Source organism: Ralstonia sp. VS2407, assembly GCF_052950655.1.
Genome location: NZ_JBRFVG010000019.1, coordinates 36,566 through 53,148, shown reverse-complemented (window position 1 = coordinate 53,148; position 16,583 = coordinate 36,566). Strand labels below are relative to the sequence as shown.

The 16,583-nt window shown below is 65.9% G+C and carries 11 protein-coding genes; 6 read left to right on the top strand and 5 right to left on the bottom strand.

Annotation, left to right across the window (positions count from 1 at the left end):
- Positions 1–183: 183 nt before the first annotated feature.
- Together ACU8YE_RS22500 and ffh are read right to left on the bottom strand one after the other, a co-directional pair.
- Entirely contained in the window at positions 184–732 is a 549-nt protein-coding gene (locus tag ACU8YE_RS22500; RefSeq protein WP_232041060.1) for a hypoxanthine-guanine phosphoribosyltransferase, read from the bottom strand.
- Positions 733–800: 68 nt separating this feature from the next.
- Positions 801–2,216, bottom strand: a complete 1,416-nt coding sequence (ffh, locus tag ACU8YE_RS22495) for a signal recognition particle protein (RefSeq protein WP_446929645.1) — start codon at positions 2,214–2,216, stop codon at positions 801–803.
- Between the two features lie 173 nt (positions 2,217–2,389).
- Between ffh and ACU8YE_RS22490 the strand changes: the two genes are divergently transcribed.
- From ACU8YE_RS22490 to ampD, 5 genes are read left to right on the top strand one after another with little or no spacing between them, the layout of a single operon-like run.
- Positions 2,390–3,298: a cytochrome C assembly family protein gene (locus ACU8YE_RS22490; RefSeq protein ID WP_446929644.1), complete on the top strand. Its 909-nt coding sequence runs from the start codon at positions 2,390–2,392 to the stop codon at positions 3,296–3,298.
- A gap of 45 nt (positions 3,299–3,343) precedes the next feature.
- Complete coding sequence (locus tag ACU8YE_RS22485; RefSeq protein WP_232041057.1) at positions 3,344–3,610, top strand: hypothetical protein; 267 nt, start codon at positions 3,344–3,346, stop codon at positions 3,608–3,610.
- Positions 3,607–5,655, top strand: a complete 2,049-nt coding sequence (locus ACU8YE_RS22480) for an ATP-binding protein (protein WP_414561101.1) — start codon at positions 3,607–3,609, stop codon at positions 5,653–5,655. Before ACU8YE_RS22485 ends, ACU8YE_RS22480 begins: the two co-directional genes overlap by 4 nt.
- Positions 5,656–5,694: 39 nt before the next feature.
- Positions 5,695–7,317 carry a sigma-54-dependent transcriptional regulator gene (locus ACU8YE_RS22475; RefSeq protein WP_232041055.1) on the top strand — a complete coding sequence of 541 codons (1,623 nt, stop codon included), beginning with the start codon at positions 5,695–5,697 and terminating at the stop codon, positions 7,315–7,317.
- On the top strand, positions 7,310–7,906 hold the full coding sequence (ampD, locus tag ACU8YE_RS22470; RefSeq protein WP_232041054.1) for a 1,6-anhydro-N-acetylmuramyl-L-alanine amidase AmpD: 597 nt from the start codon (positions 7,310–7,312) through the stop codon (positions 7,904–7,906). The genes ACU8YE_RS22475 and ampD overlap by 8 nt, the downstream gene beginning before the upstream one ends.
- A 566-nt stretch (positions 7,907–8,472) precedes the next feature.
- On the opposite strand, the gene ACU8YE_RS22465 is transcribed toward ampD, so the two are convergent.
- From ACU8YE_RS22465 to ACU8YE_RS22455, 3 genes are read right to left on the bottom strand one after another with little or no spacing between them, the layout of a single operon-like run.
- On the bottom strand, positions 8,473–10,632 hold the full coding sequence (locus ACU8YE_RS22465) for a phosphocholine-specific phospholipase C (RefSeq protein ID WP_414561098.1): 2,160 nt from the start codon (positions 10,630–10,632) through the stop codon (positions 8,473–8,475).
- A gap of 36 nt (positions 10,633–10,668) precedes the next feature.
- Positions 10,669–10,863: a hypothetical protein gene (locus ACU8YE_RS22460; protein ID WP_446929643.1), complete on the bottom strand. Its 195-nt coding sequence runs from the start codon at positions 10,861–10,863 to the stop codon at positions 10,669–10,671.
- 30 nt (positions 10,864–10,893) lie between these two features.
- Complete coding sequence (locus tag ACU8YE_RS22455) at positions 10,894–12,924, bottom strand: alkaline phosphatase family protein (protein ID WP_446929642.1); 2,031 nt, start codon at positions 12,922–12,924, stop codon at positions 10,894–10,896.
- A 650-nt stretch (positions 12,925–13,574) separates the two neighbouring features.
- Between ACU8YE_RS22455 and ACU8YE_RS22450 the strand changes: the two genes are divergently transcribed.
- On the top strand, positions 13,575–16,547 hold the full coding sequence (locus tag ACU8YE_RS22450; RefSeq protein WP_260802212.1) for a ribonucleoside-diphosphate reductase subunit alpha: 2,973 nt from the start codon (positions 13,575–13,577) through the stop codon (positions 16,545–16,547).
- The last annotated feature ends 36 nt before the right edge of the window (positions 16,548–16,583 follow it).

Below are 16,583 nucleotides of genomic sequence, written 5' to 3'. Positions count from 1 at the left end.
CCTGCTCCACCACCGACAGCTTAAAAGCCAGGCTGTAGTCCCGCTGCGTTCGCTTCTTTGACCCTTCCATCCTGACTCTCCTTCCTACACCCGGAAAAAGTGTCAACCTTATTCAGGACGGGTCACGGGCAACAAAAAAGGGCGACTGAGATGTCGCCCTTTTTTGTTTGCCGCGGTGCTGTCTCAGGTGTTCTTGAGCGCGCGGATGGTTGGCAGGTTGCGCCAGTAGCCCTTGGCGTCCATGCCGCAGCCGAACACGTAGCGGTCTGGCACATTGAAGCCGCAGAAGTCCGGGTACAGCGGCTTGGACTTGCTGAGCGTCTTCTCGCACAGCACGGCGGAGTAGAACTCGGCTGCGCCCATGTCGATGATGCGCGAGCGGATGGCGGCCATCGTTTCGCCTTCGTCGAGAATGTCGTCCAGCACCAGCACCGTGCGGCCCTTGACCGACTCGCGCGGCGCCACGCGCCACTGCATCTCGCCGCCCACCGTCTTGTTGTTGTAGCGCGAGAGGTGGATGTAGTCGAACTCCAGCGGGAAGGCCAGCTTAGGCAGCAGCATGCCGGTAAAGACGGCCGCGCCGCCCATCACGGACAGCACCATCGGGAAGGTGTCGCCGATCTTCTCGGTGATCTCTTCGGCCATGCGGTCCAGCGAGCCGCGCACGGCGTCTTCGCTGACGATTTCTTCGGAGTTGGCCCAGAGTTCGCGGGCCTGTTCTGCGCTCAGCATCGTGTCGGTTCGGTGAAACGGTTCGGTGTGTCGATCAAGGGTGCGATTCAGTAAGGAGGGTAGCCCGCTCAGCGGCCGCCGAACAGCCCCTTCATGCCGCCTTTCATGCCGCCCATGGCGCGCATCATCTTCATCATGCCGCCGCCTTTGAGCTTTTTCATCATGCCTTGCATCTGCTCGAATTGATTGAGCAGACGGTTGACTTCCTGCACCTGCACGCCCGCACCTGCAGCAATGCGGCGCTTGCGGCTCGCCTTGATGAGTTCGGGCTTGGCGCGCTCGGCGGCCGTCATGCTGTTGATGATGCCTTCCATGCGGCGGACCTGCTTTTCGGCCTGGTCCATGTTGGCACCCTGGGCCTGTTGCGCGAACTGTGCAGGCAGCTTGTCCATCAGGCTGCCCAGGCCGCCCATCTTCTTCATCTGGCCGATCTGGGCCTTGAAATCTTCGAGGTCGAAGCCGCCGGTCTTCTTGATCTTGGCCGCAAGCTTCTGCGCCTCTTCCATGTCGACACCGCGCTGGGCTTCTTCCACCAGCGCAAGGATGTCGCCCATGCCCAGAATCCGCTGGGCCATGCGGTCGGGGTAGAACGGCTCCAGCCCGTCGAGCTTTTCGGCCACACCGACGAACTTGATCGGCTTGCCCGTGATGTGACGCACCGACAGCGCCGCGCCGCCACGCGCATCGCCGTCGAGCTTGGTCAGCACCACGCCGGTCAGTGGCAGGGTGTCGTTGAAGGCCTTGGCGGTGTTGACAGCGTCCTGGCCGAGCATCGCGTCGACCACGAACAGCGTTTCGGCCGGCTTGAGCGTGGCGTGCAGCGCTGCGATTTCCTGCATCATCGCCTCGTCGATACCAAGGCGGCCGGCCGTATCCACGATCAGCACGTCATGGTAGTGCTTCTTGGCCCAATCCAGTGCTGCGGCGGCAATGTCCACCGGCTTCTGGTCCGGCTGCGAGGGGAAGAACTCTGCGCCCACCTGCTCGGAAACGGTCTTCAACTGCGCGATGGCGGCGGGGCGATACACGTCGCACGACACCGTCAGCACTTTCTTCTTCTTGTTCTCTTTGAGCCACTTGGCGAGCTTGCCGACCGTGGTGGTCTTACCCGCGCCCTGCAGACCGGCCATGAGGATGATCGCGGGCGGCGTGACGTTGAGGTTCAGCTCTGCCGCGCGGCCGCCCATGATGTTGCTGCCGATGCCTTCCAGCGCTTCCTGGCCGCCGATGATGGCCGTCAGTTCGCGTTGGACGATGCCGACCAGCGCCTGGCCAGGCGAAAGGCTTGTGATGACGTCTTCGCCGAGCGCTTTTTCCTTGACGCGGGCAATGAACTCGCGCACGACCGGCAGCGCCACGTCGGCTTCGAGCAGTGCCAGGCGGACTTCGCGCAGCATCTCGGCGGTATTGGCTTCGGTCAGGCGCGCTTCGCCGCGCATGGTCTTGACCACGCGCGCGAGCCGTTGGGTCAGGTTATCCAGCATGACAGTGACAGGGATCCGGAATTGGGGACGGGATAAAGAGGAGGCCGGCGCGCGTTTCGCTTGCACCGGCTAGGAATGTGCTTATTGCGCGCATGTTGCGTTCCCGCCCAACGAGGCTTTCGGCGGGGGCGGGCCCCAGCCAAAACCGGGGTGCGCTGCGGTAAACTGTGCAAATGGCAATTGTACTGTATGCGCTGACGGCGCTTCTCTACGGCACCCTCGCTTCGGTAGCGTGGGCGCGACGCGGTGGACTGGGCGCCCAGGCCCCGGCCGGAGCCATGGCGGCAGGCGGTCAATCGCCGGGCGCCACGGTGCTCGTTCCGCCGCCTCCGGGGGCCGCCGACACTGTCCCGGCCTGGTGGCGCTGGGGTTTGCTGGCCGCCTTGATCGCGCACGGGTTCCTGCTGCACGAGACGATCTTCCCGGCCAGTGCCATGGTGTTTGGCTTTGCCTATGCGCTGTCGGCCATGCTGTGGCTGGGCGTGGGCATTTTCTGGATCGAAAGCCTCTTCTTCTCGCTGGCCGGCCTCGGCCTGCTGGTGATGCCGGTGGCGCTGATCGGAAGCCTGCTGCCGGTGGCCTTCCCCGGCACGCAAATACTCGGCTATGCGGCCAGCCCGCTGTTCAAGCTGCACTTCGCTATTGCCAACGTCGCCTACGGGTTGTTCACGCTGGCGGCATTCCACGCGATCCTCATGCTGGCTGCAGAGCGTCGCCTGCACACCATCAATCGCCCGGAGGCAAGCTGGTTCAGTCGCTGGCTGGATCTGCTGCCGCCGTTGCTCACGCTCGAAAAACTGCTGTTCCGGTTGATCGGGGCGGGCTTCGTTCTGCTGACGCTGACGATCGCCTCGGGCGTGCTGTTCTCCGAACAGCTGTTCCACAGCGCCTTCCATTTCGACCACAAGAACATCTTTGCCGTGCTGTCGTGGGCGATGTTCGGCGGCATCCTGATCGGACGGCGTTTTCGCGGCTGGCGCGGGCGTGTGGCGCTGCGCTGGGTGATGGCAGCCTTTGCGATCCTGCTGCTGGCATACGTGGGCAGCCGCTTCGTGCTCGAAGTCATTCTGCATCGCGCCTAGCGCGTTCCTGGCGCCAGCGCCGTTACCTGTCCTTGTCTGTTCCCCATGTCCCGTCCTGTCCTGCTGATCCTGATGCTGCTCGCCGGCTGGTGGTGGTTGAGCCGCCTTGGGACGCGCTCCTCCCGCTCTTCGGGGCAGGGCCAGACGGCCCCGCGCGGGCAGGGCACGGCCCAGCGCACTCCTCCCCCCCAGGCGTCGCAACCCATCGAGCAATGTGCGGTGTGCGGCGTGCACGCGCCGCGCACCGGCATGATCGCGCTACCGGGCGGCCGCTATCGCTGCCCGGAACATGCTGACCGAGGCAACACATGACGCCCGAAGCGTCAGGTGCCGCGCGGGCAACGCCGTCCGCCGCGCGCAGCCTGCTCGCGCGCCTGAATGCCTGGCGCGCAATCCGGGCGGTCTGGCTGGAGCCCGATCCGCCTGAGTTCCAGTGGCGCTTGCTGCGCTATTTCGCCTTCAGCCGCGCGGCCGTGGCGCTGGTGCTGTTGCTGTTCGTGATGGTGCCGCGCGAGCACAACGATGCAGTCGGCCTGCCCAATAGCGACGCTTTGCTCAGCCTGACGCTGCCGTATCTGGCGATGGCCCTGCTGATCCTGGCGGCGGCCGGCTGGTGGCGCACGCGATTCCAATTCCGTGTGCGGCTGGATGTGGTGCTCGATCTGCTGTTCCTGGGGCTGGCGTACGCCACGCTCTCGCGTCTGTCGGCCAGCGTGGCGATGGTGCTGCTGGTGCCGGTGCTGGCCGCGGGTGCACTCACCAGCCTGCTCTTTGCGCTGTTCACGGCGGCGGTGGCGTCGATCGTGGTGCTGGCCGATCCGTTCCTGCAGATGATGAGCGACGGCGTGATTGCGCCGGGCCTGGCATCTGCCGGGCTGTACGGCATGGTCTACATGATGGCCGCGTCGATGATGTACGGCCTGTCGCACCGCCAGATCGCGCAGGAACGTTTGACGATGGCCCGCGAGCGCGAGCTGCGCCTGCAACAGCTCGTCAACCGCCTGATGGTCTACGACATGCAGGACGGCGTGATGCTCGTGCGTGCCGATGGCCGTGTCGTTGCAGCCAACCCGGCCGCAGCGATGCTGCTGGGCGTGCCGCAGAGCGCGTTTGTCGGCAGCGGTGCAATGTTGTTCGACCTGAAGGACGTGCCGCACCTGCGCCCGCTGCTCGAAACGCTGCGCCAGTGGCTGCGCCGCAAGAGCCGTCCGGCCGATGGCACTGGCGACGACGATGCACCGCGCATCCTCGATCTGCTGCCCATGGCTACGGGCGGCCGGGGCGGCCGCGCGATGTTGAGCGCCCGGCTGCGCCTGCGTTTCATCCTGCCGAGCCTGGCCAACCTGCGCAGCGTCTATATGGATAGCCTTGTCAGCTCGATCGGCCTGGGCCTGCCGGGCGAGGGCGGCGAGATGCGTCCGCGCATTCCGTCGGCCGAGGCCACCGCGCAGGGCTGGTCGGCGGATGACGAAGCGTTTCTGCGCCACGAGTTGCACGACACCGTGCTGGTTCACGTGGAAAGCTGGGAGCGTGTGGCGGAGCAGGCGCAGCAGGAGAAGCTGGCCTCGATGGGGCGGCTGGTGGCCAGCGTCGCGCACCAGATCCGCAACCCGCTGGCCGCGATCAGCCAGGCCGCTGAGCTTCTGGACGATCCGGGCGAGGGGGGCGACGGCCAGGATGGCGGCGCGCACGCGCGACCGGAAAACTCCGGGGTGGAGACGCGCCTGCTGCGCATCATCCGGGATAACGTGCGCCGGCTCGACCAGGTGGTTGCCGACGTGCTGATGCTCTCGCGTCGCCCGCGTGGCGAACGCGTGCGCGTGCAACTGGCGCAGGTGCTGCCGGAGGTCGTCGAGCGCTGGCGTGCCGAAGCCCTGCGCCGCGCAGGCGAAGCCACCGAGATCAACCCGAACCTCGTGCGCGTGGCCGTCGACCTCGGCAAGCCCGTGCTGTTCGACCCGGCGCAGTTGCAGCAGGTGGTGGGCAACATGCTCGACAACGCGTTGCGTTATTGCCGCCGCGTGCCGGGTTCGATCCAACTGGCGGCCTACGCGCTGGACGACACCCACGCCGAACTCGTGATCTGGAACGACGGCCCGGAAGTGCCGACCGAGCAGCAGCGCAGCCTGTTCGAGCCGTTCTTCACGAATGACGCCCAAGGCACTGGCCTGGGCCTCTACATGGCGCGCGAGTTGTGTAGCGCCAACGATGCGCAGATCCGTTACGGCGCCATTGCACTGGAATCCTTGCTCGATCGCACCGGAGCGTTGACCATGGAGGCGCGCGACACGTTGCCGCGCCGCGCCTTCGTCATCACCCTGATGTTTGACCAACCTGCCTTGGCCGTAGCGGAATGATCTGCTGGCCGCGAATTTCTGCCGACCATCTGCTGATCCATGTCCAAAGCCGCCATCGTTCGCGAACCCATCCTCGTCGTCGATGACGAAGCCGACCTGCGCGAGCTGCTGGAAATTTCCCTGCGCCGCATGGGGCACGACGTCGTGCTTGCCAGCGGACTGGCCGAGGCGCGCGAGGCGCTCTCCCGCCAGCGCTTTGCGCTTGTGCTGACAGACATGCGCCTGGGTGATGGCCTGGGCATTGAACTCGTGCGCCAGCTTTCTGCCACGGCAGACCGCACGCCGGTGGCCGTCATCACCGCTTATGGCAGCGCCGAGAACGCGGTGGAAGCGCTCAAGGCAGGTGCGTTCGATTACATCGCCAAACCGCTCTCGCTGGACCAGTTGCGCAGCCTCGTGCTCAACGCGCTGGGCCGTCAGCAACGCGATCCCGATCCCGGTAATGCCGACTTGGTTGAGCGCACCAACGACCTGCTGCCGGGCCATTCTGCCGCGATGCAGGAAGTGCGCCGCTCGCTGATGCGCCTGGCGCGCAGCATGGCGCCGGTGGTGATCAGCGGCGAATCCGGCAGCGGCAAGGAGCGTGCGGCGCGCGCGGTGCATGCGCTGTCTGCGCGTGCATCGCGGCCGTTCGTGGCGGTCAACTGCGGCGCGATTCCCGAGAACCTGATGGAAGCCGAGTTTTTCGGCTACGTGAAAGGCGCTTTTACCGGCGCCGACACCGACCGGCAGGGTTTCTTCCAGGCGGCCAATGGCGGCACGCTCATGCTCGATGAGGTGGCCGACCTGCCGCTCACGATGCAGGTGAAATTGCTGCGTGCGTTGCAGGAGCGCCGCGTGCGCAAGATCGGCGAAAGCCGCGAAGACCCCGTCGACGTGCGTGTCGTGTGCGCCAGCCACCAGAACCTTGCGCGTCTGGTGGCTGCCGGCCGCTTCCGCGAAGATTTGTTCTACCGCCTGAACGTGCTGGAACTGCGCATGCCCACGCTGCGCGAGCGGGCCGAAGACGTGCCCGTGCTGGCCGGCGTGCTGCTCGAGCAGCTTGCCAGCCGCTACGGCGATCCGCGCCCCAAGCGCCTGACGCGTCCGGCGCTGCAGCAACTGTGCGCGTATCCGTTCCCGGGCAACGTGCGCGAGCTGGAGAACCTGCTGGAGCGCGCCTACGCCTTTGCGGAAGGCGAGTCGATCGACGTGGATGACCTTGGCGCGCTGGGCGCCGAGATCGAGCGCTCGCCGCTGTTCCACCGCACGCGCGAGGCGCAGGCCGCCGCAGCGGCCCATCACCCGATGTCGCCGCCGATGACAAGCTGGCCTGATGCCGTCTACATGCCGGCGGCCGTGCCAAGTCCCATGGGGATGCCGCAACCAGTGGCGCAGCCCGAGCCGGCCCCTGTAGCGCAGCCGGCGGAGCCGTCGCTGCCGAGCGTTGCATTGCCGATCGATCTGCCGGCCTATCTGGAGTCGGTCGAGCGCAACGTCATCCTGGCCGCCCTGGACCAGACGGGCTTCAACCGCACGGCGGCCGCCAAGCTGCTCGGATTGTCTTTCCGCCAGTTGCGCTATCGCATGCAGCAGCTTGGTATTCGTGACCCGCGTGACGTGGAAGCGTCGCCGGGCAGCGTGGGCGAGGCGGCCGGAAATGGACTGAACGGCGATGCCTGAACGGTTGCACATCGGTGCTGATGGATGGGTGGACGGCGCACGCCGCCATCCGTCGCCGAATATTGACGCACGGCCGGACGGCATGCCGATCGACCTTATCGTGCTGCACAACATCAGCCTGCCGCCGGCGCAATCCGCGGCCGACTTCGGCACCGACCACGTGCTCGACTTCTTCACCAACACGCTCGACTGCGACGCGCATCCGTACTTCGATCAGCTGCGCGGCGTGCGCGTGTCGGCGCATTTCTTCATCCGCCGCACGGGCGAATGCGTGCAGTTTGCGTCGTGCGACGCGCGTGCCTGGCATGCCGGTGCGTCGGACTTTTTCGGCCGCACGCGCTGCAACGATTTCTCGGTCGGCATTGAAATCGAGGGCACCGACGATCTGCCCTTCACGCCCGAGCAGTACGCCACCACGGCGTCGCTTGTGCGGGCGATTTGCGCGGCGTATCCCATTACGGCGATTGCAGGCCATTCGGACATTGCACCGGGCCGCAAGACGGACCCTGGGCCGCATTTCGACTGGGCGCATCTGCGTGCGCTCGGCGGGTTCAACGCGGCGTTGTTTCCGTATCAGTACGCGCTCTGACGCGACAATCCTCCCACGCCTCACGGTCTGCGGCCCACGTGCGAGGGTAAAACCGTGGAGCGTCACCCTCCAAGACTCAGGCGTGAGGGTGAAACGGTGGAGCGTCAGTGTCCAGGCGTCGCACGCGAGCCTGAAACCGTGGAACGCCACAGTCGGAGGGTCGCGTGCGAGGGTCAAACTGTGGCGTTCCACGGTTTGAGGCTCACGCACGACAGTAAAACCGTGGAGCGTCACGGTCCGACGCTCGCGTGCGAGTGTGAAACCGTGAAGCGCGACCGTCGGATGCCCATTTCGTCGATCAATCCGGGAACGATTCCAGGGTCTGAAGCTCGCGCACGACACTTGAACCCGCGAACACGAAGGTGTGAGCACCATACGCGGGAATAAACGTCTCGAACGTCGTGGTGTGAAGCCCAGGCGTCGGGGTGAAACCGTGGCATTCGGCCCTTCGAGGCCAACACGTTGCAGGCCGCACGCCCTACGCAGCGCCGAAACGGAAGCGGGCAGCCCGCTTTCGAAGGCCGCCCGCATCTTTCCCTGCTTCTCTTTCTACTTCACTGCCTGCCTCAGGTGCCCATCGCCGGGTCGGACACGCCGTCCTTGCCGGTTTCCATGCGACCGGCAAAGCGCCGCGTGAAGCCGCCTTGCGGCACCGTCACCGTGAAGTCGTACCAGTTGCCCTGGCGCGCGATCGGCCAATGCTGGTCGAGCTGCTTGCCGGCCGGGATGTCGAACGTCCACGGGCCGTCATTGCGGTAGGCATTCGGCTTGACGGTGAAGGTGCAGCCCGCGGTGCCGGTGTTCATCATCGTCACGTAGACCTCGGCGTTGGCCAGGTCGTAGCACACGCGGATTTCCGGCGCGCTCGAACCCGCTGCCGACACGGCGCTCACATCGCCCGAGAACGCGCGGTGGAAGCCGTTGGGGCCCAGCACCCACAGGTCGTACTTGCCCTTGTCGGCGGTGAACACGTCCCAGGTGTCGTCGAGCATCTTGCCGGGCTCGACCGCATAGCGGCGCGGCACGCGGTCCAGATGCAGGCGGTCGTACACGTGGAAGACGGCAGCCGCCGTGCCGGTGTTGCTGAAGATCAGGCGCAGCGCGCGGTTGGTGGCGTCTTCGCGGGCGCTGACATGCAGCTCGTACGGCAGGGCGCGCGAGGGGCGGGTGCCGGTGGCCTGCACAGGCATCTGCTGCGCTGTGACGGAGGGCAGCGGCACCTGCGGCTGCAACCCTTGCGCGGTGCGGATGGCGTCGGCGGTGGTCTTGTCGCGGCTGGGCAGCGTGGGCAGCGTTTCGTTATTCGGGTTGACGAAGTTGAAGGCGCTGGTCAGGTCGCCCAGCACCGCGCGCCGGTACGCGCTGATGTTGGTCTCCTGAACGTTGAAACGCAGCTCCAGGAAGCGCAGCACCGACGTGTGATCGAACGCCTGCGAGTTGACCCAGCCGCCGCGGCTCCACGGCGAGACGATGTACATCGGCACGCGCGGGCCGGGGCCGTAGGGGTGTTGGTCCGTGTGGTATTCGCCGGCGGTGCTCACCGTCGACTTGCCGGCCAGCACGCCGTTGTCATAGGCGGGGGCTGCGGGCGGCGGCACGTGGTCGAAGAAGCCGTCGTTTTCATCGAAGTTGATGAACAGCACGGTCTTGCTCCACACGGCCGGGTTGGCGGTGAGCGCGTTGAGCACTTCCTGCGTGTACCACGCGCCCTGCACGGGGCTCGACGGGCCGGGGTGCTCGGAATACGTGGCCGGCGCGACGATCCACGACACCTGCGGCAGTTGCCCGGCGGCGATGTCGTCCTTCAGCGCCTGCAGGAAGCCGCCGTCGGGCATGGTGTTGCCGACGCCCTTGATCAGCGGGCTGACGGTTTCGTCGGCCGGCGTGTACGGCGGGAACGGGCTGCCGTCGGCCAGGTTGCCGCGCGCGGCGTTGGCATCGCGGTAGGCCTTGAAACCGGCGAGCGGGTTGTCGGTGAAGTTGTCCGGCATGTTCTGGTAGACCTTCCACGACACGCCGGCCGCCTGCAGGCGCTCGGGATAGGTCTTCCAGTTGTACGTGACGCTGGCGTCGAGGTGGTCGCCGCTGTTGTCGATGACGGGGCCGCCCGCCGCGCCGGTCGGGTCGTTCGTGCCCGTCCAGTGGAACAGCCGGTTGGTGTTGGTGCCGCCGTGGAACGAGCAGTGGTACGCATCGCACAGCGTGAAGGCGTTGGCCAGCGCGAACTGGAAGTCCAGCTCGGCCTGCTTGTAATAGCCCATCGACTGCGTCTGCTTGTACGTCGGCCACTTGCTCATGCGGCCCAGGTCCCACGCGTTCTGCGCATCGGGGTAGCTGTGCGGCGTGCCCGAGACGCGCTGCGCGTTGCCGGCGCTGCTGTCGAGGTAATACGGCAGCACCGTGCGGCTCGGCCCGCTGCTGGGCACGTAGGTCTGCTGCCACACGTTCAGGCCGCCGGCCAGCGGGATGGGGAAGCGGTCGCCAAAGCCGCGCACACCTTGCAGCGTGCCGAAATAGTTGTCGAACGAGCGGTTCTCCTGCATCAGGATCACCACGTGTTCCACGTCGCGCATCGTGCCGGTGGCGTTGTTGGCGGGAATCGCCAGCGCACGGCGGATCGACGGCGGGAAGGCGGCGAGCGCGGCGGCGGAAATCGCCCCCGTGCTGGCCATCTTGAGGAAGTTGCGGCGGCTGCCGTTGTTGGCGTGGTTCGTGTCGGAAGTCATGTCGGTCTCAAACGCAAGTCGATGGGAAGCCGCGCGTTACGGAGCGCAGTGCAGGGTCGGCTTGTTGGCCGGCGGCTGGCCGGGTTGATCGGGCTGAGCGGCGCCGGGGCCCGTGCTCGGCGTGCCGTCGTTCGAATCGCCGCCGCAGGCCGACAGCGACAAGGTGACAGCGCACAGCAGCACGGCGGCCAGCCGGTGCGGCCTCGCGAGAGGGTGGATGAAAGGCTTCATGAGCGGTCTCGTTCGGGTTGGGGGAGGGGGTCAGGGGTTCAGCGACGACAGCGGCTGGTGCGAGCCGTTGATCGTCTTGAGTTCGTCCAGCGTCAGGCGGCGCGTCCACATGGCGAGGTCGTCGTAGGCCATCACGCCCTTGAGCGAGCCCGGGTTGTTGGGCACGTAGTTGTGCGTGGCGTCGTCGTTCATGCCCCAGACCTTGGTGGCCAGGCCACCCAGCTTCGTGACGTCGGTGTTGGCGATGGCCTTGTCTTCCACCTTCTGCACGCCGAGCACCGGGTCCAGGATGTAAGCGCTGAAGCGCTTGGCCTGCGCGTCGACCGAGAGGGCGAGATAGGCCCACTGGTTGGCGCTGAACTTCATGCCCTGGATGTCGTCGCGCTTGCCGCCGCTACCCAGGTTGAAGCGGACTTCGCAGCCGCCCCACAATCCGATGGCGATGCCGGCATTGGAGCCGGAGTAGTAGTCCTTGTTGGCGAGGATCGGCTCGCCCGTGCCGTTGCCCTGCGTGCAATCCGACTTGAACCAGAAGCCAATCGTGAACTGCGGGCTCTGCGCAATGTCGGCGCCGTTCTGCGTGAGCTTGTAGGCGTCGATGCGCGAATCGACCGAAAGCGCCGTGCCGCCAAACGGGTCGGTTGCCGCAGAACCGCCGTCGGTGCCTGCCACCCACGGGCCGATCGTCGAACTGGCTTTGCGGTCGGTCGGCGGCAGCGGGTCGAAGCTGTAGTACGCAGCCAGGCCGTTGGTGAGCGAGGTGGCCAGCGGCGTCGGGGCAACGTAGGCGATCTGCGCGAGCATCGACACGGGCACGTTGTTGCGCACCAGCGTGTAGTTGATGCGGTAAATGCCGCTGGCGGCAGCGATGTTGCTGTCGGTGTACTGCGTGGCCGTGGCGGGCAGCGTGGCAACCGGCTTGCCGTCGCGCAGCACGGTGATGGGGCCGCTCGCCGCTGTCGGGTTCTGCCAGTTCAGCAACAGCGAGGCGCTGTACGCGCCCACGGTGCTCTGGACATTGCGCACGCCGATCGCGTTGGCGGTGAGCGCTGCGCCGTCCAACTTGTGAGCGGTGGCCGGTACGGCGGCGTTCAATTGCGCCAGCACGGTCGGCACGATGTCGGCCTCGCTCGGCAGGGCAGCGAGCGCGGCTTCCGACGTGGGCGCGGCCATGCCGTTCTTACCGAGCACCGGATTGACGCTCTTGTTCAGCGCGATGAAGGCGGTGCGGTTTTCCAGCGTCGGCGCAGACGTGGTGGCCCCCGTGGCGTCCAGGCCGTGGCTGGTGGTGACGACCACGAGCCAGTCTTCGTTCGGGTTGGCGGTGCGGCGCTGGGCGATGACGGCCTGCAGCGTGCCGAGCGCCTGGTCGACGTTGGCCAGCGCAGCGGTGTACGCGTCGCTTTGCAGGCCCGATGCCAGCGCGGCGGCGGCCGGCGCGGTGTATTGCGCGAAGACGACGTCGTAGCCGGACTGCACGAGCTTCACGCTGTTCTGCGTCACGCAGGTGTCCACCTGGGCGCAGTCCACGAGCGTGTCGAGGTTGCCGGCTTGCTGATCCGCCTTGAGAAGCGCAGGCAGCGCTGCCGAACTAACTGCGGCGCCGAGCCGTTGCGTGGCGCCGGCTGCCTTGGCGGCGCTGCGCGCGTAGCTGAACACGCTTGGGGCGGCCAGGGTGGTGACGGTGTCGTCGGTCACGCCATGGCGGTTTTGCCAGGCGCCGGTCAGCACGGTGGCCCAGCTTGGCGTGTCCAGCGGCGGCTGGGCGGTGGTGGTGCCAAGCGTGCCGCCGGTCGAAGCCGGCATCACCGCCAGCGCGCCCAGGTTCGGCAGGCTGTGCTGCAAGAGCGCGCTCTGTACCTGCGCATAAGTGGCGCCGTCCACGCCGACCACCAGCACCTTTTTGCTGGCGCTGGTAGAGGGCGCGTCTGTGTTGCCCTGGTTGGCGATGGGGCTGCTGTCGCTACCGCCGCATGCGGTCAACGTGGTCGCCAGCGTCGCGGCCACGGTCGTGCCCAGCGCTGCCGTCAGCAGGCGGCGGGCAGGTGGATTCCAAGCCATGTCGATTTCCTCGGTCGTTGTGCGCGGCGCTCGGTGTCCCGCCGCTGTGATTGCGCTCCCTGCAATGCGACCGAAGCGTAGGGTGGGGGCCTGTCGCTCAAGTGACAGCCTCGGCAAGAATGCTGATGTGGCTATTCGGATTTCTTGAGCGGGTGAATGCCGGGGATTGCCCCGGGGTGCGGCACGCGTGCACCGGTGCAGTGCGCCGCACACATACCCCTACCGAAGATGAGGTGACGTCTATTGAGCTTGCGACGTCGATAGAAAGAATTATTCTGAAGAGTCGGTCATTGCGACGCCGCACGCCAGTCCCGCCGACCCTTTGTGCAGACTGGCGTAGCGGGTTTGCGGCACCGCATTGGCGGGTGAAAAATAGCCCTCTGCCCCCACCTGTCAAGTCTAGGCAAATTCGATTGGGCCACTATACTTAGCGTCAATCCCGGAGTTGGACACTAGATGTAGTGGTCGCTTTCCGGGATTCTTATTTCAGCGCCACGCGGGGGCGGGCGTACGGCAGGTCGAGCCGGCGCTTGGGGGCTGAGGAAAGGCAGGGGTCTTTTCCGTCTCATTTCTCCGCGTAGCGCAAGGATTCGCCCAGGGTGCTTCACCCCCGGCGCGCCAATAAAACGAACGGTTCAACAGGAGTCCACATGCAGACGGCCCAACCAGAAATCCACTCCGGCACCGCCAACCCCTCCCAATTTGCGCAAAGCGCTGGCGGCACGGCCGCTGCCCCCAGCACTGGCTACGCGGACTACAAGATCATCCGCCGCAACGGCGCCGTGGTGAGCTTCGAGCCTTCGAAGATCGCCGTGGCCATGACCAAGGCCTTCCTCGCCGTGAATGGCGGGCAGGGCGCTGCTTCCGCGCGTGTGCGCGAGCTGGTCGAGCAACAAACGCAGAACGTCGTGCGTGCGCTGCTGCGCAGCCGCCCGAACGGCGGCACGTTCCATATCGAAGACGTGCAGGATCAGGTGGAACTGGCCCTGATGCGCTCGGGCGAGCACGACGTGGCCCGCGCCTACGTGCTGTACCGCGAGCGCCGCGCCCAGGAGCGCGCACAAGCCGGTGAAACCCAGCAGCAACCGGCCTTCATCGGCCTGAACGTGACCGACGGCGGCATCACCCGCCCGCTGGACATGGCGGCGCTGCGCAACGTGATCGTCTCGGCCTGCGAAGGTCTGGGCGAAGCGGTGGACCCGGAGCCGATCCTCAAGGAAACGGTCAAGAACCTGTATGAAGGCGTGCCGATGACGCAGGTGTACGACTCGGCCATCCTGGCCTCGCGTACCCTGATCGAAAAGGACCCGGCGTACAGCCAGGTCACGGCGCGCATCCTGATGCACACGATCCGCCGCGAAATCCTCGGCGAAGAAGTCACGCAAGCGGAAATGAGCACGCGCTACGTCGACTACTTCCCGCAGTTCATCAAGCGCGGCATCAACGCCGAACTGCTCGACGACAAGCTGGCGCAGTTCGACCTGGCCCGCCTGGGTGCGGCCCTGGACGCCTCGCGCGACTTCCAGTTCAACTACCTCGGCCTGCAGACGCTGTACGACCGCTACTTCCTGCACATCAATGAAACCCGCATCGAGATGCCGCAGGCGTTCTTCATGCGCGTGGCGATGGGCCTGGCGCTGAACGAAATCGACCGCGAGGCCCGCGCCATCGAGTTCTACCAGCTGCTGTCGTCGTTCGATTTCATGTCGAGCACGCCGACGCTGTTCAACTCAGGCACGCGCCGCTCGCAGCTCTCGTCGTGCTACCTGACCACCGTGTCGGATGACCTGGACGGCATTTACGAGGCGCTGAAGGAAAACGCGCTGCTGTCGAAGTTTGCCGGCGGCCTGGGCAACGACTGGACGAACGTGCGCGCACTCGGCTCGCACATCAAGGGCACGAACGGCAAGTCGCAAGGCGTGGTGCCGTTCCTGAAGGTGGTCAACGACACGGCTGTGGCCGTGAACCAGGGCGGCAAGCGCAAGGGCGCGGTGTGTGCGTACCTGGAAACGTGGCACCTGGACATCGAAGAATTCCTGGAGCTGCGCAAGAACACCGGCGACGACCGCCGCCGCACGCACGACATGAACACGGCCAACTGGATCCCGGACCTGTTCATGAAGCGCGTGATGGAAGGCGGCGAGTGGACGCTGTTCTCGCCGTCCACCTGCCCGGACCTGCATGACAAGGTCGGCAAGGCATTCGAGCAGGCCTACCTGGCCTACGAAGACAAGGTCGCGCGCGGCGAGATCAAGCTCTTCAAGAAGATGCCGGCGCTGCAGCTGTGGCGCAAGATGCTGGGCATGCTGTTCGAAACCGGCCACCCGTGGATCACGTTCAAGGATCCGTGCAACATCCGCAGCCCGCAGCAGCACGTGGGCGTGGTGCACAGCTCCAACCTGTGCACGGAAATCACGCTGAACACCAACGACAGCGAAATCGCCGTGTGCAACCTGGGTTCGGTCAACCTGGTCGCCCACCTGGTCAAGCAGGCGGATGGCAGCGTGGTGCTCGATCACGAGAAGCTGAAGAAGACCGTGCGCACGGCCATGCGCATGCTCGACAACGTGATCGACATCAACTACTACGCGGTCAAGAAGGCACGTGATTCGAACCTGCGCCACCGTCCGGTCGGCATGGGCATCATGGGCTTCCAGGACGCGCTGCACGTGCTGCGCGTGCCGTACGCCAGCGACGCAGCGGTGCAGTTTGCCGATACCTCGATGGAAGCCGTGTGCTACTACGCCTACTGGGCGTCGACCGAGCTGGCTGAAGAGCGTGGCCGCTACAGCAGCTACAAGGGCTCGCTGTGGGACCGTGGCATCCTGCCGCAGGACTCGCTCAAGCTGCTGGCCGAAGAGCGTGGCGGCTACCTGGAAACCGACATGTCGTCGACCATGGACTGGGACAGCCTGCGCGGCCGCATCAAGCAGTACGGCATGCGCAACTCGAACTGCGTGGCGATCGCCCCGACGGCAACGATCTCCAACATCATCGGCGTGTCGGCCTGTATCGAGCCGACGTACCAGAACCTGTACGTCAAGTCGAACCTGTCGGGCGAATTCACGGTGGTCAACGACTACCTGGTGCGCGACCTGAAGGCACGCGGCCTGTGGGACGAAGTGATGGTCGCCGACCTGAAGTACTTCGATGGCTCGCTGGCCCGCATCGACCGCATTCCGCAAGACCTGCGCGACCTGTACGCAACGGCCTTCGAAGTGGAGCCGACGTGGCTGGTGGAAGCGGCATCGCGCCGCCAGAAGTGGATCGACCAGGCTCAGTCGCTGAACATCTACATGGCCGGCGCGTCGGGCAAGAAGCTGGACGACACGTACAAGCTGGCCTGGCTGCGTGGCCTGAAGACCACGTACTACCTGCGCACGATCGGCGCCACGCACGTCGAGAAGTCGACCGTGTCGCGCGGCACGCTGAATGCGGTGTCCTCGGGTAGCGATACAGGTGGTGTGTCGGCTGCAGGTGCATCGGGCGTGACGTCGGCCGCACCGACCAGCGCGCTGGATGCCGCTGCTGCCACCGCCCAGGCGATGCCGGAAGCCGAAGGCGCCGTGTGCACTATGCGCCCGGGCGACCCCGGTTTCGAGGAATGCGAAGCCTGCCAATAAGTCAAAACAGTGTCTGAGGTTGCTCCCGCGCAAGCG